The organism is Rhodothermus marinus (genome assembly GCF_009936275.1).
In the GTDB taxonomy this organism is placed as follows: Bacteria; Bacteroidota; Rhodothermia; order Rhodothermales; family Rhodothermaceae; genus Rhodothermus; species Rhodothermus marinus_A.
In genome coordinates this window covers 571,169-591,185 of record NZ_AP019797.1, presented here as the reverse complement: position 1 = coordinate 591,185, position 20,017 = coordinate 571,169, and the positions used below count along the sequence as shown (strand labels likewise).

Here is a 20,017-nt window from a genome sequence, read left to right as displayed (position 1 = left end):
TGTTTTCCCTTCGGACGATTGATGCGTCCTTTTTTAACAGCCAGGCGGAGATTCCGTTCAGGCCACGGCGCGCCGACGCGTCGAGCGCACGCCCCACTGCATCCATTCGGGCCGGCGTGCCAGCAGGTCCAGCACCAGCGCGGCCGTCCAGGAAAACTGCTCCGAGCCGTGCCCTTCGCCCGTGTACGGATGGTAGTACTCGTAGAAGCCGTTGCGTTCGACGAGCAGCCGGACGGTGCGACAGAGATGCGCGGCGTGCTCGGTATAGCCGTAGCGGGCCAGCCCTTCAATCAGCAACCAGTTGATGTTGATCCAGACCGGTCCCCGCCAGTACTGCACCGGCGAAAAACCCAGTCCGTTGGGATCGTAGCTCGGCACGGAGTAATAGGATCCGTCCCAGTTGAAAAAGCCCGATGCTTCCAGGTGGCTGACCAGCCGGGCGGCCTGCAGCCCGTCCGGGATGCCGGCAAACAGCGGCGTAAAACAGGCGGCCATGCGCACCCAGATCGGTCGATCCAGCACCAGATCGTAGTCGAAATACAGTGCCCGCCGATCGTCCCAGAGCTTTCGGTTGACGGCCTCGGCTACGCGACGGGCTCGTTGGCAGAACGGCTCGGGATCTTCGCCCAGCTCCGCGGCGATTTCGGCCAGATCCTGCTCGGCCTGGCAGAGCAGCGTGTTGAAGAGCACATCCTGCACCAGAAACGGACACGCCTCCCGGATACGCGCCTCGTCATAGCCGGCCTCGGCAAACAGTCGCACCAGGTACAGATAGCGGTCGTACTCGGCACTTGTCGGGCGATCGGCCTCGGCCACCAGCGTCGTATCCACACGGCGGTAGCGCGGACGGTCGCCCGGATTCAGATGCATCCGCTGGGCAATTCCATCCCACAGCGGCGCATTGTCCATGCCTGATTCCCACGGATGCCGGATGTAGACCAGCCCCTCGCCGTAGTAGTCCCGCTCCCGGAACAGGTAGTCATGCCAGGCCGCCAGCTTCGGAAACAGCTCCTCCAGAAAAGCCCGCGCCGCGCTTCGGTCACGTGCCTGCTGATAGATGGCCCAGGCGGCCGTAGCATGCACGGGCGGCTGTACGATTCCGGAGGTGGCGATCCGGACTGGTGCGTCCGGGCTACGGTGCGTTTCCCAGACACCGGGCCCCGGGAAATACCCGCGTGTCCCTCGGTGAAACACGATGTGCGGCACCAGCCCGTTCTTCCATTGCGCCCGGAACAGATGCCGCAACTCCTGCTGCGCCCGTTCCTGATCCTCGTGCATCCACCCCAGCGCGATGAAGGCGGCATCCCAGGACCACTGATGCGGATACAGGCGCGGCGCCGGTTTCGTGAAACGACCTGTCCAGTTGGCTTCCAGAATCTGACGCGCCTGTTCCTCCAAGGCCGTGGCTGTACCCATAGATTACGACGTAAACTGCTCCGGTATGTGCAGGATAGGTTATCGGATGTTTTCACCAAAGCTTAACAAGGCGCAAAACAACTTCACCATTGGTTCGAAAAAAGGGGTATTTCTGGCGCAAGGCCTCTGACGGCTCCGGCGCATCCGATTCTGGAACCTGAGCGGTAGGCTCCGCCGTTTCTGGATTAAAGAAGCATGCCGCTATTCGTCTGTTCTTTTCAGGCGGTCACCAAACGGGAAAATCACCATGCGTATCGAGATACCACGGGAAGCCGAACGGTTTGGCGCCAATCACATCTATGGCGTACAGAAGGTCTATGAACTGGACTCCGGCCTGCGCCAGGATGCACCGGCTTCGGAAAACAGCGTGATTCAGAATCTTCCCTACGAGACGCTTTACGAAATCGAGCGCGACATGGCCATCGTCGTCCCCATCCGGGACGAACGGCTCAAGCTGCTGGAAGGCGTGCTGTTCGGCATTCCCCATCAGTGCACGGTAATCATCGTGTCGAACAGCCGCCGCGCGCCGGTCGATCGCTTCAAAATGGAACAGGACGCCGTCGAGACCTGGTCGCGTTTCACCCAGAAGCAGTTGTTGCTCGTCCACCAGAAGGATCCTTTCATCGCCCGGGCGCTGGCCGAAGCTGGCTATCCGTACATCCTCGACGAAAACGACCTGGTGGCCGATGGCAAGGCCGAGGGCATGATCGTCGCCACGCTCCTGGCGCGCATTCTGGGCAAGCGCTACATCGGCTTCATCGACGCGGACAACTACTTCCCGGGCGCGGTCTACGAGTACGTGCACGAGTACGCGGCCGGTTTTGCGCTGAGCAAGTCACCCTACACGATGGTCCGCATCGCCTGGCACAGCAAACCCAAGGTGGTCCAGTCGCAGCTTTTCTTCGCCAAATATGGACGCACGTCGGTGGTGACCAACCGCTTCCTGAACCAGCTCATCAGCTACTACACGGGCTTCGAAACCGAGGTGATTCGCACGGGCAATGCGGGCGAGCACGCCATGACCATGGAGCTGGCGATGCTCCTGGACTATGCAACGGGCTACGCCATCGAGCCCTATCACTACATCGACCTGCTGGAAAAGTACGGTGGCGTGATCGAAAGCGCCCATCCGGAAGTAATGCAGCATCAGGTCAATGTCTTTCAGATCGAATCGCGTAACCCGCACCTGCACGAATCGAAGGGCGAAGAGCACATCGACGACATGATCCTTGCCTCGTTGCAGGTCATCTATCACTCGAAAATCTGTCCGGAGCCCATCAAGCGCGAGGTGTTGCGCGAGCTGTATCGCCGGGGCATTCTGTCGAAAGGCGAGGAGCCGGCGCCCCCCCGCATCTATCCGGCCCTGCTGCATGTGGATCTGGAGGCGTTCCGCGATGCGTTGATGCGGGCCCCCTACAGCGAACAACTGGAGACGATTGCCCAGACGCGGGGCTATCGTCGCCGGCTGCCCCGACCGACGGTCACACCGCCCGAAGGTGACGGCTCCGAACAGGTCGCCACGCCCGCATGAACCGGACGCCTACGCCCCTGCCGGTCATTTTTACGGATCTGGACGGGACGCTGCTCGATCTGCACACGTACGATCCCGGTCCAGCCCGTGAAGCCGTCGCCCGATTGCAGGAGCGCGGCATCCCGATCGTATTCTGCTCTTCCAAGACACGGGCCGAGCAGCTCGCCTACCGCCGGCAACTGGGCATCCGGGATCCGTTCATCGTCGAAAACGGCGCGGCCATTTTCATCCCCCGCGGGTATTTCACCGTACCGCATGAGGCGCGTCCCACCTCGCACGGCCTGGAGGTGATCGAACTGGGGCGGCCCGCCGCCGAAATCCGCCGGGCACTCCGGGAAATCCGCAAAGAGACCGGCCTGTCGTTCCGGGGCTATCACGAGATGACGGTGGAGGAGGTGGCCGAACTGACCGGCCTGCCGCCCGAGGCGGCGCGCCGCGCCATGACCCGCGAGTACAGCGAAACGATCATCGTGGACTTCGGACCGGCCGACTGGCAACGGTTCAACGCCGCGCTGGTGGCGCATGGGCTGGTCTGCTTCGCGGGCGGTCGCTTCCACACGGTGGTGGGCCTTGGCACCGACAAGGGACAGGCGGTGCATCGGCTGGCCGAGCTCTACCGCCAGCAACATGGCGCCATCCTCACCGTCGGCCTGGGCGACAGCCCCAACGACGTGCCCATGCTCCGCGCCGTCGATCGGCCGTTTCTGGTGCAGCGGCCGGACGGCACCTGGGAGTCGGTCGATGTGCCCGGTCTGGTGCCCATTCCGGCACCCGGACCCGAAGGCTGGTGCATGGCCGTGGAGCAGCTCCTGACACAGCTTGCCCTTTAGGCTGCGCCGTTGCCACTCAGCACCAGCGCCATCTCGCTTCTAAACTGTACAAATGATTTGCCGTTGATCAGCGGCATGCGCTCCCAGGCTTCATGCCAGGGCGGCAGCAGCAACCGGGCCGGAATGTACGTAACGGACACGGTTGGCGTTTGCACCCGACGCGCCGGAAACTGCTTCAGAAAATGCCAGAACTCCGGAAATGCCCGGCGCAACAACACCTCCCGGGTCCACCCGCGAAGCAACAACCCCTGCAACAGGGCCGGGGTGCACACGTCTTCGGGCTGCACGGTTACCTGCGGCGCCCGGCAACTCAGCACCTGCGTCGGAATGCGCCGTCCCTCCGGTCCCGGATAGCGCTGTTGACGCAGCGTCAGGTCGATCACGTCGTAAGGCGGCGCCACCACCCAGGCGTGCGGGACCTCCACCGGCTGCAGGTCGAACAGATAGAAAACGCGCGGTCGCACGTCGGCCGGCACAAACGAGAGTACGCAGCCTCCGGCCACCACGTAATTCCAGATGCCCAGCTCCTCCAGCAGACGACTCAGCAGCGCACTGGTCTGCACGCAGAGCCCCGGCCGCCCGTCGGCGGCCACCTCTTCCCCGAGCCAGCGAACCAGCCGGGGAACGAGCTGCCGCACCCGCTGCAGGTAAGCCGGTTCATGCGCCTGCGCCTCCACGTGCCGGGCATAGAGCTGCAACGCCTCCGGATGGCGCGCCAGCAGCGCCTGGAAGGCCTGCGTGCGATAGCAGCCCGGCACGTCGAACCGAAAATGCTCGTCTGTGGCAACCTGTCGCGTCCCGGACATGCGCGGTGCCATGACAGGCGATTTTTGCCCGAAAGGATGTTTCTGGAATCGGCCGGTACGCACTTTTTCTTAAATGCGACCGCCGTCAGCGCCACCGGTCGGCCCGCAGCGGCGCCGGATCGACGGGCGGTTCGACGCCTCCGATCAGCGCCGCCACCAGCTCGCCCGTGACGGCCGCCAGCGAGATGCCCAGCATGGCATGGCCGGTCGCCAGCCAGAGATTTTCGGTGCCCGGCACACGATCGATCACCGGCAGGCCGTCGGGTGTGCAGGGACGCAGCCCCGCCCAGAGCTCGGCCTGTTCTCGGGCAGGCAACCGAAGCGCAGGTAGGTAACGGCCGGCCGCCCGGTAAATGGCCTGCACCCTTCGGTCCCGGATGGACAGCTCCAGCCCCGACAGCTCCAGCGTCCCGGCCAGGCGAAACGCCTCCCGGAACGGGGTCACGGCCACCTTGGTCTCGGTCAGCAGCAGCGGGCGCAGGGGCACGCCCTCCGGCGGTGGCGCAAAGGTCAGGCTGTAGCCTTTGGCCGGCTGCAGCGGCAATCGGTACCCGACGGCCCGCACCAGACGCGCCGACCAGGCACCGGCCGCCACCACCACCTGATCAGCCGAGAGCAAACCGTCAGGCGTGCGCACGCCCGTCACCTGCCCTCCCCGACGTTCCAGTTCGGTCACCGGCGTCTCCGGCAGAAACCGCACGCCCTGCTGCTCCAGGTAGCGATGCAGCGCCGCCGTAAAGCGGTCCGGCCGCAGATGCGCATCCCCGGGGAAGAACAGGCCGCCCTCCGCCCGCACCTCGGTGCCGGTCAGCTCCGCCAGCCGTTCGGCCGGGATCCACTCGTGCGCCATCCCGAGTCGTTCGGCTTCACGCGCCAGCTGCTCACACTCGTGCCGTCCCTCCTCGCTCTGGAACGGCATCAGCAATCCGTCCCGCCGAAACTCGAAATCGCCCACCGTCTCCTGAAGCCGGGCCGTCAACTCCCGACTCCGCTCCAGCAATGCCTGCAGGACCGGCGCGCTTCGGGTCACATGGAGCTCGGTGGCCGAACGCCGGAAAAGCCAGAGCCATCGGAACAGCTCCGGATCCCACCGGGGCCGGATGTAGAACGGGCTCTCCGGGTTCAACAGCCAGCGCAAGCCCTTGCCGATCACGCCCGGCGCCGCCAGCGGCACCACATGACTGGGACTGATAAAGCCGGCATTGCCGTAGGAGCAGCCATCCCCGATCGGCCCCTGATCAATCACGGTGATCGAAAAGTTGCCACGCTGGCGAAGAAAAAAGGCGGACGCCAGCCCGATGGCGCCGCCCCCTATGATGACAACCGATGGCATGTCCTGTCGGCCCGATGGTTACCTGAAGCGATCCACGTTGCTTTTAAAGTACCTGAAATCCGTGACAATAGGGATCGCGCTCATCAATGAAAATCGTGTTGAATCCGGTCACCCGTGCCCATCCTTCGATGCTGGGCACGATGGCCGGGAAGTCGCCTACCTGTGCGGCCGCTTCGACACGTCCGACAAACAGGCTGCCGATAATGCTTTCATGCACGAAGGTGTCGCCCACGCGGAGCTTGCCTTTCGCATAGAGCTGGGCCATCCGGGCCGAAGTGCCCGTCCCGCAGGGCGAACGGTCGATGGCTTTCATGCCGTAGAAGACAGCATTGCGGGCATGAGCCTCCGAGTGGTGCGGCGGTCCCGTCCACATCACGTGGCTGAGCCCCGCAATGCGCGGGTCTTCGGGATGGACGAAGCGATGGGCGGCATTCAGGCGCTCCCGGATCACCGGACTCCAGCGCAGGATGTCCAGCGCCGAGATGGCATCCAGTCCCGGATAGTTTTCCTGTGGCTCGATGATGGCGTAGAAGTTACCGCCGTAGGCCACGTCCACCGTTAGCTCGCCCAGGTCCGGGCACTCCACCCGGAGCCCTTCGGCGTAGAGAAACGAGGGCACGTTGACGATACGAACGGACTCGACGTACTCGCCCGCTTTTTTGTAGTAGGCTTCCACGCGGCCGGCGGGCACCTCCAGCGCCACGACGCCTTCCGTGCGGGGACGTACAAGCCCGTGCTCCAGCAGCACGGTAACCGTCCCGATGGTCCCGTGGCCGCACATGGGCAGGCAGCCGCTCGTCTCGATGAAGACGAGCCCGATGTCGCAGTCGGGCCGTCGGCTCGGATAGAGCAGGCTGCCCGACATCATGTCGTGCCCGCGTGGCTCGAACATCAGCCCGGTGCGGATCCAGTCGTAGCGCGCCATGAAGTCCAGCCGCTTTTCGGCCATGGTATCGCCCTGCAATTGCGGCGCACCGCCCACCACCACACGCACCGGGTTGCCGCAGGTGTGTGCATCGATGCAGGAGAACGTGTAGCGCGCCATCACTCCACCTTCTGTTCAATGTAAGTATGAACCAGACGCTCCAGCGTGCCAAGCGGCACGTCGCCCTGGCGTAGCACGACTTCATGGAAATCGCGAAGGTCGAAGCGATCGCCCAGTCGCGTTTCGGCCTCCCGGCGCAGGCGCAGAATCGTCAGCTCGCCCATCTTGTAGGCCAGCGCCTGTCCGGGCCAGCTGATGTAGCGGTCCACCTCGGTCGTGATCTCGTGCAGCGAAAGCGCCGTGTTGGCGACCATGTAGTCGATGGCCTGCCGGCGCGTCCACCCCAGCGCGTGCAGCCCGGTATCGACCACCAGGCGACAGGCCCGCCACATCTCGTAGGTCAGGCGGCCGAACTCTCGATAGGGGTCGGCATAGAAGCCCACCTCTTTGCCCAGCTTCTCGGCGTAGAGCGCCCAGCCTTCCCCGAACGCCGAAAAAGAGACCCACCGCCGGAAGGGATGCACATCGGTGAGTTCCTGCCGAATTGCATATTGCAGATGATGACCGGGCACGGCCTCGTGCAGCGTCAGCGCCTCCAGCACGTAGAGCGGCCGACCGTTCAGGGGATAGGGATTGACCCAGTAGTAGGCCCCCGTGCGCGACTCCGGTGGGGCCGGGATGTAGCGGCCGCCGGTATAGCGGGGTTGCAGATGCGGCGGCACCGGCGCCACGCCGTAAGGCTGGCGCGGCAGCGTGCGCACATGAAACAGCGCGGGCAGGCGTCCGTCCATCTGCTTGGCAATCCAGGCCGCCTCGCGCAGCAGCTCGTCGGCCGAGCGGGCATAAAAGCGCGGGTCGGTCCGGAGAAATTGCAGAAACTCCTGAAAGCTTCCGCGGAAGCCGGTGCGCCGCATGACCGAATCCATCTCCGCGCGAATGCGGGCCACCTCGCGCCGGCCGATCTCGTGCACTTCTTCGGGCGTCAGCTCCAGCGTGGTGTAGTAGCGCACCAGGTGTTCGTAGTAGGCCCGCCCGTCGGGCAGATCTGAAAGCGCCGTGGTCGTTCGCGCCCCGGGGATGTATTCCGTCTCCATGAACTGCAGAAAGTCCCGATAGGCCGGGATCACCTGTTCCCGGATCACCCGGCGCGCCTCCGCCCGCAACTGCTGCTGCACCGAATCCGGGATGCCCGGCGGAAACTCCCGAAACGGCCGGAAAAACACACTCTGCGCCGGATCTTCCACAATATAGCCCGTGATGGTGGCCGTGTAGTTCTGCAGCACCACTTTCGGCTGCGTGATGCCCTGCCGCAGACCTTCGCGCATCAGCGCGATGTGCTGGGCCATATAGGTCGGCACGGCCTTCAGCCGGGCCAGGTAGTTACGGTAATCCGCCTCGGTGCGCAGCACCAGCCATTCGGGCAGCCGCCCCAGTGCGATGTGGAAGCCCTCGTCCGAAGTAATGGGAATCAGGTATCCGCGATAGCGATAGACGGCTCGCTGATGCGTCAGCCAGTGCCGGAAAATGTCGTACGTGATGCGATCGTTTTTGGGAAGCTGCGCCGGATCGATGGCGTCCAGTCGTTGCTCGACCTGCGCCCAGAACGAGTCGCGCCGGGCCAGATCGGCCGCCGTCACCGACGGCAACCGGTCGTCGTAGGTATGCACGCCCACGTAGGTGGCCATAAGCGGGTTCTCACGCAGCAGAAACGCCCAGCTTTCGTCCAGCAGTGCGCGAAATTGTGCCGCCGGATCCGGCGCCGGCCGACAGGCACTCAGCAGACCGACCAGCAGCACCAGTCCGCTCCATCGAAGCGTCTTCATCGGGGTTCAATCGTTTGTTGTAGAACACGCTGCGTAAAGCCTATCATGGCATCCACCAGCTCGACGGCCGCCGCCTCGGCTGCTTCCGCGTCGCCTTCGGCGATCTGTTCCATCAAATGCGCATGCAGCTGAATGGACGCCTCCAGATCGCCTTCGTGGTGATAGGCATACCAAAAACGCCGGCCCAGCGTATGCAGCGGCGCCGCCGCCCGCACGGCAAATCGGTTGTGACAGGCCTTCTCGACCAGCCGGTCGAACAGACGGTCCAGATGCATGAACAGATCCAGATCTTCTTCCCCCAGCTTGCGCATGGATTGCGCCAGCTCCGCAAACTGGACCCGCTCCTGTGGACGTGCCAGTCGGGCCGCCCGCCTTGCCATCAGCCGGTCCAGCTCCCGCCGCACCTCCAACGCGGCCAGCTGGTCGGTCAGGTTGATTTCCGAGATGTAGATGCCCTTGCGGGGCAGTATGGTAACCAGCTGCTCCTGCGCCAGCCGGAGCACTGCCTCCCGAAGCGGCGTGCGTCCTACGCCGACTTCCTGAATTAATTCCTTTTCGGTGACAACCGTCCCGGGTACCAGCTGAAGCGTTACGAGGCGGTGCTCCAGCACCTCGTAGGCCCGATCGGCCAGACTTGCGCGTTGCACTTTCATGGTTCAGGCAATCTCCGGTGCGACATAACAGGTTTTGACTACCGTGTAGAATTCCTGGGCATAACGCCCCTGCTCCTTCGGACCGTAGCCGGACGCTTTGTGCCCGCCGAATGGAATGTGATAGTCCAGTCCGGCCGTCGGCAGGTTGACCATCACGGTACCGGCCTGCACGTGGCGCCGAAAGTGATGGGCATACCTGAGCGAGCGCGTGAAAATCCCGGCCGACAGGCCGTATTCCGTGTCGTTCGCCACTGCCAGCGCCTCCTCGTAGTTACGGACGCGAATGAGCGCGGCCACCGGTCCGAAGATTTCCTCCCGGTTGATCGTCATGCGGTTGTCCGTCTCATCGAACAGCGTGGGCGCCAGGTAAAACCCCGGTGTTTCCAGCTCCAGTCGCTGCCCCCCGCAGGCCAGTACGGCACCTTCCTGCTTTCCCAGTTCAATGTAATGCAGAATGCGCTGCATCTGCGCCTCGTCAATGACCGGCCCGACGTCGGTGTTCGGGTCCAGCGCCGGCCCGACCTGAAGCTGCCGAATACGCTCCAGCAGCGCCGCGCGGAAGCGCTCGTAAATGCCCTCGGTGACGATCAGCCGACTGGAAGCCGTGCAGCGTTCCCCGGCCGAAAAGTACGCGCCGTTCACGGCCGCCTCGACGGCCGCCTCTAAGGGTGCATCGTCCAGCACCACAAGCGGATTTTTGCCGCCCATTTCCACCTGGACGCGGATCATGCGGCGGGCGCATGCCTCGGCCACCTGACGCCCGACCTCGCGCGAGCCCGTGAAGCTGATGGCCGACACGCCCGGCTGCGCCACCAGTGCGGCGCCCACCGAACCATCTCCCAGCACCAGGTTGAAGGCGCCCGGCGGCAAACCGGATCGCGACAGGATCTCGGCCAGCGCCCAGGCACTGGCCGGCGCCTGCTCGGCCGGCTTCAGCACCACCGTATTACCGTAGGCCAGCGCCGGCGCCACCTTCCAGGCCGGAATGGCGATGGGAAAGTTCCAGGGCGTGATGAGCCCCACCACACCGACCGGCTCCCGGATCAGGTCGATCTCCACGCCGGGACGCACCGAGCGCAGGTGCTCGCCGCTCATCCGAAGCGCCTCGCCTGCAAAAAACTTGAAGATCTGTCCGGCCCGCTTCACCTCGCCGATGGCCTCCTTCAGCGTCTTGCCCTCTTCGCGGGCCAGAAGCGTGCCCAGCTCTTCGGCACGGGCCAGAATCTCGCTGCCCACCCGATCCAGCACGTCGAAGCGCTCCTGGGGCGTCGAGGCCGCCCAGCGCGGAAAGGCCGCCGCGGCCGCCTCGACGGCCGCCCGCACGTCGGCCTCCGTGCCCTGCGCGTAGTGGCCGATGACGTCGCGCGTGTCGGACGGGTTGACGTTCGGGAACGTCTCCGTTCCCACCACCCATTCGCCGTTGATGAAGTGCCCGTAGATCTTTGTCTGCATGGCTCAGTCTTTCGAGTTTTCAGAGCAGGTCTTCGATCTCCGCGTGGGTATCCAGCGCCTTGCGGATGAGGGCTTCCACCGCCCGACGCCGCTCACCCTGCAACGGCTGGCGGGGCGGTCGCACGTGCTCGCTGCCCACGCCCACCAAGGCCTGCGCCAGCTTGATGTGCTGCACCAGTTGCGGCGAAGCGTCCAGATGCAACAGCGGCATGAACCAGCGGTAGAGCCGCCGTGCTTCGTCGAGCCGTCCTTCCCGCGCCAGCCGAAACAGCGCCACGCTCTCACGCGGGAAGGCGTTGGTGAGCCCGGCCACCCAGCCGTCGGCACCCGCGGCCACCCCTTCCAGCACCAGATCGTCCACGCCCACAAACAGACGGTAGCGGTCGCCCGTATGCACGCGGATATCCGTAATGCGCCGCACGTCTTCCGACGATTCCTTGACGGCCACGATATGCGGCTCGTCGGCCAGCTCGTCCAGCATCTCGGGCGTCACGTCCACCCCGTAGAGCACCGGATTGTTGTAGAGCATCAGGGGAAGCTCGGTCGCCCGCGCCAGCGTCCGGAAGTGGGTCAGCGTTTCGTGCGGCAACGCGTTGTAAAGCAGCGCCGGGAGTGCCATGAAGCCCTGCACGCCCAGCGCGGCTGCCCGCTCGGCGAAGCGACAGGCCGCCCGCGTGGTCGTCTCGGCCACACCGGCCAGCACGGGCACGCGTCCGTCGGCCGCCGCCAGCGCCTCCCGCAGCACCAGCTCTTTTTCCTCCGGGGTCAGCACACTGCCCTCACCCAGCGTCCCCAGCATGATCAGTCCGTCCACGCCGCCTTCGACGAGAAAATCCACCAGCCGGTGCAGACCGGGCACGTCCACGCGGTCGTCCTCGGTAAACGGCGTCGTTACGGCGGGAAAAACGCCCTGCCAGTTCGATCCGGGTGTCTCCATGTAAGCCTATGTTTTTCCGAAGTACCAGTTCAGACATCAGTAATATATCAGAAGCCATGGAGAAAAGCAACCCGCCCTGTGCTGGCGGAAAGCCGCTCAGCCTTTGAAGATGAAGTACACGGCCCCCAGCAGGCACAGGGCGGCCCAGAGGTAGTTCAGCCGGATCGGCTGATTCATGTAGAAGACGGCAAAGGGCACGAACACACTGAGCGTGATCACTTCCTGCAGGATTTTAAGCTGGGCCAGGTTCAGCACGGTGAACCCGATGCGGTTGGCCGGCACCTGCAGCATGTATTCGAACAGGGCGATACTCCAGCTCACGAGCACGGCCACGTACCAGGGGCGATCGCCCAGATGCCGCAGGTGCCCGTACCAGGCGAAGGTCATGAACAGGTTCGACAGCATCAGCAACCCGATGGTCTGCCACAGCGGATGCATAGGCTCGTTCGAAGATGGTCTGGCTTCAAGCGGCCGATCAACGTCGGACAGGCCACAGAGATTCGAAGTCCCGAAAACCGCGGCCGGGAAATTTCGGTAACGAGCAGGGCGGGCCTTTCGCCATTCACTTTTCATTCACACTTAACACAGGGCTTTTTGAAAAGCACCGACCCGAAACATAGCTTACCGGTCAGATGTGATATGTACCGGTTTAAATACCGATCATTCGTTTGAAAAAACGCGACGGCCTCCGACGTTCATGGAAGCAAGCTGGCTGGCGGAAACCCCTCATCGGCGACGTAATGCGCTGACCGGCGAGTGGGTGCTGGTTTCCCCCCACCGGGCATGCCGCCCCTGGCAGGGGCTGGTCGAGTCGATCCCGGCCGAAACGCGCCCGGCCTACGATCCCACCTGCTATCTCTGTCCGGGCAATGCGCGCGCCGGCGGTCGGCGCAATCCCCCCTACACCGAGACGTTCGTCTTCGACAACGACTTCGCCGCGCTGCAACCCGATGCGCCGGAAGCGCACTGGACGGCCGACGAACTGCTCGAAGCCCACGCCGAGCGCGGCATCTGTCGCGTCGTGTGCTTTTCGCCGCGCCACGACCTGACGCTCGCCGAAATGGACGTGGCCGCCATCCGACGCGTGGTGGACGTCTGGACCGAACAGTACCGGGAGCTGGGCGAGCGTCCGGAAATCCGCTACGTGCAGATCTTCGAGAACAAAGGCGAACTGATGGGGTGCAGCAACCCGCACCCGCACGGCCAGATCTGGGCGCAGGAGACGATCCCCAACGAGCCACGCAAGGAATGCCACCAGCAGCAGGCGTACTTCGAGCGTACCGGCCGCACGCTCCTGGCCGACTACCTGGCGCTCGAGCTGCGCCTGGACCAGCGGATCGTCTGTGCCAACGATCACTTCGTAGCGCTGGTGCCGTTCTGGGCCGTCTGGCCCTTCGAAACGCTGGTGATAAGCCGACGCCCGGTGCCCAGTCTGCTCGAACTCACCGACGCCGAACGCGACGGCCTGGCCGACCTCCTCAAGCGGCTGCTGGTGCGCTACGACAACCTGTTCCAGATTTCCTTTCCGTACTCGGCCGGCTTTCACCAGGCACCCACCGACGGCCGGCCGCATCCTGAATGGCACCTGCACCTGCACGTTTATCCGCCGCTGCTGCGCTCGGCCACGATCCGGAAGTTCATGGTGGGCTACGAAATGCTGGGCATGCCGCAGCGCGACCTGACGCCCGAGATGGCCGCCGCGCGCTTGCGCGCCCTCTCCGAAGTACATTACCGCATGCAAACGGCTTTCTGACACTCATCAACCCGACCGAAGCATGACGTTCGGAATCGTTGACCTGATCGCTTTCGTCGGCTTCATCGCCATCGTGATCGGCGTCTCGCTCTATGCTTCCCGCAAGGAAGAGACGGGCGAAGATTACTTCCTGGCCGGGCGCGGCCTGACCTGGTGGCTGATCGGTTTTTCGCTCATTGCCTCCAACATTTCGACGGAGCACTTCGTGGGCATGGCCGGACGTGGCTTCGAGCTGGGCCTGGCCATCGCCAGCTACGAATGGATGGCGGCCGTTACGCTGGTCATCGTGGCCTTTTTCTTTCTGCCCAAGTTCCTTCGCGCCGGCATCTACACGATGCCCGAGTACCTCGAATACCGCTACAACACGACGGCGCGCACGATCATGGCCACCTTCATGATGCTGGCCTACGTGTTCGTGGCGCTGGCCACGGTGCTCTACTCCGGCGCACTGGCGCTCGAAGCCATCTTCGGGCTCGACACGGTGCTGGGCATCTGGCTCATCGGCCTGCTGGCCGGCTTCTACACGGTGTACGGCGGGTTGAAGGCGGTGGTGTGGACCGACCTGTTGCAGGGCACCGCTCTGCTGCTGGGCGGCCTGCTGGTGACGGTGCTGGGCTTTCAGGCGCTCGGCGGCGTGGACGTGTTCTTCACCCAGGCGGGCGACAAACTCCACACCGTGCTGCCCTGGGACCATCCGGAAATGCCCTGGGTGGCCGTGTTCATCGGTGGCCTCTGGATTCCCAACCTGTTCTACTGGGGACTGAACCAGTTCATCACGCAGCGCACGCTGGGTGCCCGCAGCCTCGAAGAAGGCCAGAAGGGCATCATGCTGGCCGCCCTGCTCAAGCTGCTCATCCCGTTCATCATCGTTTTCCCCGGCATCATGGCCGCCATCCTCTACCCGCAGGAAGTGACGCAGGCCGACCAGGCCTATCCGGTCCTGATCCGCGAATTGCTGCCGGTCGGACTGCGCGGGATCATGCTAGCCGCGCTGTTCGGCGCCGTAATGAGCAGCCTCGACTCCATGCTGAACTCGGCCGCCACGATCTTCACGATCGACCTCTACCAGCGCCACTGGAAGAAGGGCCAGGCCACCCCGCGCGAGCTGGTAACCATCGGCCGCGTGGCCACGGCCGCCTTCGTGCTCTTCGGCTGCCTGTGGGCCCCCATCGTGGGACGTACGGGAAGCGTCTTCCAGTACATTCAGATGTTCTGGGGCTTCATCTCACCGGGCATCACGGCGGCCTTCCTGTTCGGGCTGTTTTCGAAGCGCACGCCGCCCGAAGCGGCCATCGGCGCCATGCTCCTGGGCATTCCGGTTTATGGCCTACTGCTCTGGAAGCTGCCGCACGTGGCCTTCCTGCACCACATGATGATCACGTTCCTGGTGCTGGCCGCGTTCATGTGGATCGTGACGAAGCTTCGCCCGCTTCCCGAGCCGCCGAAAATGCCCGACGCCCCACCTATCCCCATGGAAACGTCTCCCCGTCTGCGCTGGATGGGACTCGGGATTGTGGGACTGACCGCCTTGCTGTACCTGCTGTTCTGGTAACGCGCGTCAAACCATGCCTTCTGCTGCAACGGAATCCATCGTGACACGACTGCTCGAAGCTTTTGCGGCGCACTTCGGCGCCCCTGCGCCGGCCGTCGTGGCCCGGGCGCCCGGCCGGGTCAACCTGATCGGCGACCACACGGACTACAACGACGGTTTCGTCCTGCCCATGACGCTCGACCGGGCGGTCTATCTGGCCGTGCGCCCCCGTCCGGATCGACAGGTGCGACTGCTGTCGCTCAACTTTGACGAAGCGATTCGCTTCGAGATGGGCACGCCACCGGCCGATACGCCCCGCTGGGCGGCCTACGTGCAGGGCGTGGTGACCGAACTGCACCGCCGCGCGCTACTGCCGTCCGGCTTCGAGGGCGTGCTCTACGGCGACGTACCGCTCGGCTCGGGCCTCAGCTCGTCGGCCGCCCTGGAGGTGGCCACGCTCGTGACGCTCCAGCATCTGTTCGGCTTTGCCATGTCGGGCGAGGAAGCCGCCCGCCTGTGCCAGTACGTGGAGCATACCTACGTGGGCGTGCAGTGCGGCATCATGGACCAGTTCGCCGCACGGCTGGGACGCCGGGGCCATGCGCTGTTTCTGGACTGCCGGAGCCTGGCCTACCGGCATGTGCCCGTGCACCTGAAAGACTGGCTGTTCGTGATCATCGACAGCCGGGCGCCCCGCGAGCTGGCCGCCTCGCGCTACAACGAACGCCGGGCCGAATGCGAGGCCGGCGTGGCCTTTTTCCGCCGCTTCGATCCGGAGATCCGGGCGTTGCGCGACGTCTCGCCCGAGCTGCTCTGGGCCCATCCGGACCAGCCCACGCCGACGATCTGGCGCCGCTGCCGCCACGTGGTGGAAGAAAACCGACGCGTGCAGGAAGCCGTCGTCGATCTGGAACAGGACCGTCTGGAAGCCTTCGGCCAGCGGATGAACGCCTCGCACGACAGCCTGCGCGACCTCTACGAGGTCAGCTCCCCGGCGCTTGATCTGATCGTCGATACGGCGCGCCAGGTCGAGGGCGTGCTGGGCGCGCGCCTGACCGGAGCCGGCTTCGGCGGCTGCACCGTGGTGCTCGTTCACCGCGACGCCCTGCCCGAACTCGAGCAGCGCGTCGCCCGGGCCTACGAGGCGACTTTTGGCCGACAACCGGCTTTCTACCCGCTGGATCACAACGTCGAGGCCGGCCCCATCTGGCCGGAAACGGCCGCCCTGCCGGTCTCTTCGACCTCCGAAGGCGACGAAGCGGGGGCTTCCGAGGAATAGCCGTTTTACGGCACAAGCGCCACCTCGGCCACTTCGAACGCCAGCGCGCCCTCCGCTGCCCGCACGCGAAACTGCAATCCGTCCAGCCGCGCCGGATCGATCCGGTCCGCGCGCGGAGTCGTCCTGAAGAAATAGGGATGGAACGGCGGATAGGGCCGGGGCAGCAGCGCCAGTTCGACGGGCCGTAACGCATGGAGCGGGATCCGCACGTCGCGCCAGTCCTCGCGCAGCGTGACCGTGGCTGCCCAGGCCACCCCATCCAGATCGACCAGCGCCACCTCGAGCCGCCGCACCCCCTGACGCGCACGGGCCCGCACGCGCAGGTGCGTCCAGCTCCCCCGGGCCAGCCGATCACGTAACGTCGCCGGCAATTCGGTCCGGAACACGAACCCCTGCGCTTCGGGATCCGGACCCGAGGCCGTCGCCCGGAGGGCCCACCGGCCGGGCTCGTCGGTCGGAACCGGCTCGACCGCGAACCGGAAGCCGCGCCCGAAGCGGGGAAGCAGCAGCCGGTCGGCGTCGCGGCGGGGGTCCAGCAGCACGATCGGCGCCTCCGGCGTCACCAGCGCGGTCTGCCAGAACGTACGACCGGCAAAGTCCCAGTCGCGCACGTCCCGGGGTTCGTCGGCCGGGAAGGTGTGCGCCCGTCCGCCGATGTACACGGTGACAGCATAGGTCAGCACGCCGGGCTGCGCGACCGACGGCGGAAGCGTGGCCCCGTAGCGATCCCCACCCAGCGGTACCATGCGCACCGCCGCAAAGCCACGCCAGCCAGGCCGCTGCACGTAGAGCCGCACCGAATCGGGCGCTGCGTCGGCCACCACCTGCACCCGGAGCGTATCGGTGGCCGTCAGCTCGACGGGCGGCGTGTGCAGCACCTGCAATCCGACCTCGGCGACCGGCGGCAGATAGAACGGCACAGGCCGGAGCCAGCTCGAATCGACCGCGGCCGCTCCGGCCGCCCGCAGCAGATACACGCCGGGCCGAATGCCGAAAGCACCCGCCACGACGGCCGGCCGGTGCGCATTGCCCGGATTCAGCGGCTGCACCGAAAAATCGGAGCCCAGATCCGGCAATCGGATCGTCATGCGACGCTGGCGGCGCACCAGCCGCGCCACTGGTCGGTGCAGACCGGTACGCCCGAACGGATCACGCACCCAGTACGCATCGGGGTACACCTCCAGCCGCCACACGCCGTCCGCCAGCCGATCCAGAAAGTAAGCGCCGGTTCCTTCGTACTGCACGACCGGCGAGCTACCCACCCCGGCCACGTGCCGGAGCCGCTCCGGGCGCGGCGGACGCGTGTCGGTCGTATTGCTGTAGAAAAAGGCCGTGTCGGTCACCATTTCGCTCAGATTCCGCGCAGCATCCACCCGGAACGGTCCGAAACGGGCGCTTTCCGGATACGTGCCCGTCTCGACGCCACGCGGCAACCGCCGAAACGCCTCGGCTGCAATCATCAGGCTGATCGCCTTGGCGGGCGTGTAGACCAGATTCACGTAGTGCGTGGGGTATTCCGTGTTCGCGTCAGCAATGAACAGCGGATCGTAGGCGAACTGCGTGGCCCACTGGAAGCCCGCCGCCCGGAAACTCCGGGCCATGGCCGGATACATGTAGGCACCGCCCACATCGGCCGCGTCGAACTCGTACACCATCCGGGTTTTGTTGCGGCATTCGGGAAAGGCGGCCGGCGGCATGGCGTAGCGATCGACGTTGGGCAGCATGTTGCCCTCCAGCATCCGCCCCCGCACCAGCCCCGTCGGATACCACTGGAACGTAATGCCCTGCACATCGGCGGCGCAGACGGCCCGCCCGTGCGCGTCGGTGTAGCCTTCGCTGATGTTGTAAAAGATCGGCTTGCGCAGCCCGGCCTCCCGAAGCGCCGCCACCAGCGTGTTGATGTAGCGCGTGGTGGTATCGGGCGTGGTCCGGTGACAGGGCTCGTTGAAGAGTTCGACGGCCAGGATGTCGGGATCGTCCCGGTAGGAAAGGCCGGTGTACGGATTGACGTGCCGGATGAATTGCCGGAGGTAGTTGGCCTGAATGCGCCAGGCGGTTGTATCGGCGGTCAGCTCACACTTGGAATAATGGTCCGAAAAGCCGTCGGTTTTTGGATCCGGTTCGGGGTAGCCCGTCCCCCACCAGGCGATCGGCGTCAGAATGATGGCAATCCCGTGGTCCTTGAGGCGGGCGATGAGATAGTCGAGCAGGTCCAGGTGTTCGTTTTCGATCAGGTTGCCCCGGTGATCGGAGATTTCGCGGTCCCAGACGTGAATGCGGAAGGCATTCAGGCGCAGCCGCGCCAGATGGGCCACGTCGGCTTCGATGGCCCGTCGCAGGTCCACGCGTCGGAGTCTATGGGCCCGGTAGGCATGGGCGAAGGGCGTCGTGTAGTTCACCCCGAAGAAGGCCAGTTCGGCCCCGGTGTCGGTCCGGCGCCAGACGCCCTGCGCATCGACGAAGGTGCGGACCGGTTCGGGCGCCTGCGCCTGCACGGCCAGCGCCACCAGCATCAGCATCCAGGGCGCTTTTTTCAGGAATCGCGATCGCTTCATGAGCGTAGCCGATGATGAACTGATTACCGGTCTTTAAACAAAGTAAACCGGTTTTAAAAGTCAAGTCTTTCCGATCGAGAACCCGGTCAACGCTGGGTGGTAACAGGGTATAGCGACTGACGCGGATCAGTCCCGGCCATTACGCACGAAGCCTGGTCCTGTCCACGACGAGGGAGACGCCAAGCTGACGGCAATGTGCTCCCGAGCCCGCCGGTAGCTCCGGGCTTTTGCAGGAGGATTCATCATGACACCCTGGCATCGCTGGCTCGCTTACGAGCGTTACTGCATCCGACCGGTTGTCGAAGCCCTTCGGAGCGTGCCGGAAGCCCGTCGGCTTGAGCCCTCCTATCAACGAGCGGTTACCCTGCTGGGACATCTGGCGGTGGCGCTTGAATGCTGGCTTGCCCGGGTGGACGGTGAGGCGCAGTCGGCGGTGGCGTTGTTTCCGACCGACCTTTCTGTGGAGGAAGCGGCCCATCGCATCGACCGGGCACTTGACCACTGGGAACACCTGCTTTCGCGGCTGAACGCCGAAGAACTGGAGCGCACGGTGTCCTATCGCACGACTTCCGGCGTCGCCCACAGGAACACCCTGGCGGACATCCTTGCCCATCTTTTTGCCCACGGGGCCTATCATCGGGGCCAGATCATGCTGCTGGTTCGCCAGCTGGAGGGAGTGCCGACACAAACGGACTTCATCGTCTGGGCCCGCACCACGCAAAACCCGGCATGACCTCCATGTGTCTCAGGCCGCACTTCGGCCAGGCAAAAGGCCGCAGCGCGATCTTTACGGGAGCGGGGACGCCCGAATTGATTCGGGCAGGCTATCCGCCCTCATGCGATGCGGCTTCCCACTTGTGGCCTGGAGGGGCTTGTCGTCGCGCTGCGCGACGCTCCGCATGGAACCTTCTGCGGGCAGTCACCTGTAATGTGTAGCCCTGCGGGGGAGGCCGCGCCCGATGAACCCGCGGGGTATCCGGAAGCGGCGCGGCGCTTCGTCTGGATTACGCTCCGGGCTGCTGCCCTACGTGCAGCAGCCCTTTTCTCTGCAAGTCGCGGCCGATCCGGCGGCATCCTTTCGACGGAACGATCCCCGCGTATGCGAGGCACCGCGAACGCAGGTTACGCACGCG

Annotated in this window: 16 protein-coding genes; 6 read left to right on the top strand and 10 right to left on the bottom strand. The window is 64.9% G+C overall.

The window, feature by feature from the left end:
* Positions 1-57: 57 nt before the first annotated feature.
* Positions 58-1,416, bottom strand: coding sequence for an amylo-alpha-1,6-glucosidase (locus tag GYH26_RS02665; protein ID WP_161540381.1), 1,359 nt, complete (start codon positions 1,414-1,416; stop codon positions 58-60).
* A 247-nt stretch (positions 1,417-1,663) separates the two neighbouring features.
* Between GYH26_RS02665 and mpgS the strand changes: the two genes are divergently transcribed.
* Both mpgS and mpgP read left to right on the top strand, forming a co-directional pair.
* Entirely contained in the window at positions 1,664-2,947 is a 1,284-nt protein-coding gene (mpgS, locus tag GYH26_RS02660; protein WP_161540380.1) for a mannosyl-3-phosphoglycerate synthase, read from the top strand.
* Positions 2,944-3,777, top strand: coding sequence for a mannosyl-3-phosphoglycerate phosphatase (gene mpgP, locus GYH26_RS02655; RefSeq protein ID WP_012843015.1), 834 nt, complete (start codon positions 2,944-2,946; stop codon positions 3,775-3,777). The genes mpgS and mpgP overlap by 4 nt, the downstream gene beginning before the upstream one ends.
* On the opposite strand, the gene GYH26_RS02650 is transcribed toward mpgP, so the two are convergent.
* The 8 genes from GYH26_RS02650 to GYH26_RS02615 all read right to left on the bottom strand — a co-directional run bounded on the left by GYH26_RS02650 (position 3,774) and on the right by GYH26_RS02615 (position 12,204).
* Positions 3,774-4,595 carry a hypothetical protein gene (locus GYH26_RS02650; RefSeq protein ID WP_161540379.1) on the bottom strand — a complete coding sequence of 274 codons (822 nt, stop codon included), beginning with the start codon at positions 4,593-4,595 and terminating at the stop codon, positions 3,774-3,776. The two genes, mpgP and GYH26_RS02650, sit on opposite strands and share 4 nt — an antisense overlap.
* 73 nt (positions 4,596-4,668) lie before the next feature.
* Positions 4,669-5,916, bottom strand: a complete 1,248-nt coding sequence (locus GYH26_RS02645) for an NAD(P)/FAD-dependent oxidoreductase (RefSeq protein WP_161540378.1) — start codon at positions 5,914-5,916, stop codon at positions 4,669-4,671.
* A gap of 43 nt (positions 5,917-5,959) precedes the next feature.
* Positions 5,960-6,961: a 4-hydroxyproline epimerase gene (locus GYH26_RS02640; RefSeq protein ID WP_161540377.1), complete on the bottom strand. Its 1,002-nt coding sequence runs from the start codon at positions 6,959-6,961 to the stop codon at positions 5,960-5,962.
* Positions 6,961-8,724, bottom strand: coding sequence for a DUF885 domain-containing protein (locus GYH26_RS02635; protein ID WP_161540376.1), 1,764 nt, complete (start codon positions 8,722-8,724; stop codon positions 6,961-6,963). Before GYH26_RS02635 ends, GYH26_RS02640 begins: the two co-directional genes overlap by 1 nt.
* The gene (locus GYH26_RS02630; protein ID WP_161540375.1) at positions 8,721-9,377 is read right to left on the bottom strand and encodes a GntR family transcriptional regulator; all 657 of its coding nucleotides are present in this window, start codon (positions 9,375-9,377) and stop codon (positions 8,721-8,723) included. The genes GYH26_RS02635 and GYH26_RS02630 overlap by 4 nt, the downstream gene beginning before the upstream one ends.
* A gap of 3 nt (positions 9,378-9,380) precedes the next feature.
* Complete coding sequence (locus GYH26_RS02625; protein WP_161540374.1) at positions 9,381-10,829, bottom strand: aldehyde dehydrogenase family protein; 1,449 nt, start codon at positions 10,827-10,829, stop codon at positions 9,381-9,383.
* Positions 10,830-10,848: 19 nt separating this feature from the next.
* Positions 10,849-11,766, bottom strand: a complete 918-nt coding sequence (locus GYH26_RS02620; protein WP_161540373.1) for a dihydrodipicolinate synthase family protein — start codon at positions 11,764-11,766, stop codon at positions 10,849-10,851.
* Positions 11,767-11,862: 96 nt separating this feature from the next.
* Entirely contained in the window at positions 11,863-12,204 is a 342-nt protein-coding gene (locus GYH26_RS02615; protein WP_161540372.1) for a DMT family protein, read from the bottom strand.
* A gap of 259 nt (positions 12,205-12,463) precedes the next feature.
* On the opposite strand from GYH26_RS02615, the gene GYH26_RS02610 reads away from it, so the two are divergent.
* Genes GYH26_RS02610 through galK form a run of 3 tightly spaced genes read left to right on the top strand, consistent with a single transcriptional unit; the run spans position 12,464 to position 16,329 of the window.
* On the top strand, positions 12,464-13,519 hold the full coding sequence (locus GYH26_RS02610) for a UDP-glucose--hexose-1-phosphate uridylyltransferase (RefSeq protein WP_161540371.1): 1,056 nt from the start codon (positions 12,464-12,466) through the stop codon (positions 13,517-13,519).
* 22 nt (positions 13,520-13,541) lie between these two features.
* Positions 13,542-15,071, top strand: coding sequence for a solute:sodium symporter family transporter (locus tag GYH26_RS02605; RefSeq protein ID WP_161540370.1), 1,530 nt, complete (start codon positions 13,542-13,544; stop codon positions 15,069-15,071).
* A 13-nt stretch (positions 15,072-15,084) separates the two neighbouring features.
* Entirely contained in the window at positions 15,085-16,329 is a 1,245-nt protein-coding gene (galK, locus tag GYH26_RS02600) for a galactokinase (RefSeq protein ID WP_161540369.1), read from the top strand.
* Positions 16,330-16,334: 5 nt separating this feature from the next.
* Here galK and GYH26_RS02595 read toward each other — a convergent pair whose 3' ends face one another.
* Complete coding sequence (locus GYH26_RS02595; RefSeq protein ID WP_161540368.1) at positions 16,335-18,884, bottom strand: hypothetical protein; 2,550 nt, start codon at positions 18,882-18,884, stop codon at positions 16,335-16,337.
* A gap of 244 nt (positions 18,885-19,128) precedes the next feature.
* Here GYH26_RS02595 and GYH26_RS02590 point away from each other — a divergent pair, with 244 nt between their 5' ends.
* Positions 19,129-19,617: a DinB family protein gene (locus GYH26_RS02590; RefSeq protein WP_161540367.1), complete on the top strand. Its 489-nt coding sequence runs from the start codon at positions 19,129-19,131 to the stop codon at positions 19,615-19,617.
* Positions 19,618-20,017 lie beyond the last annotated feature (400 nt).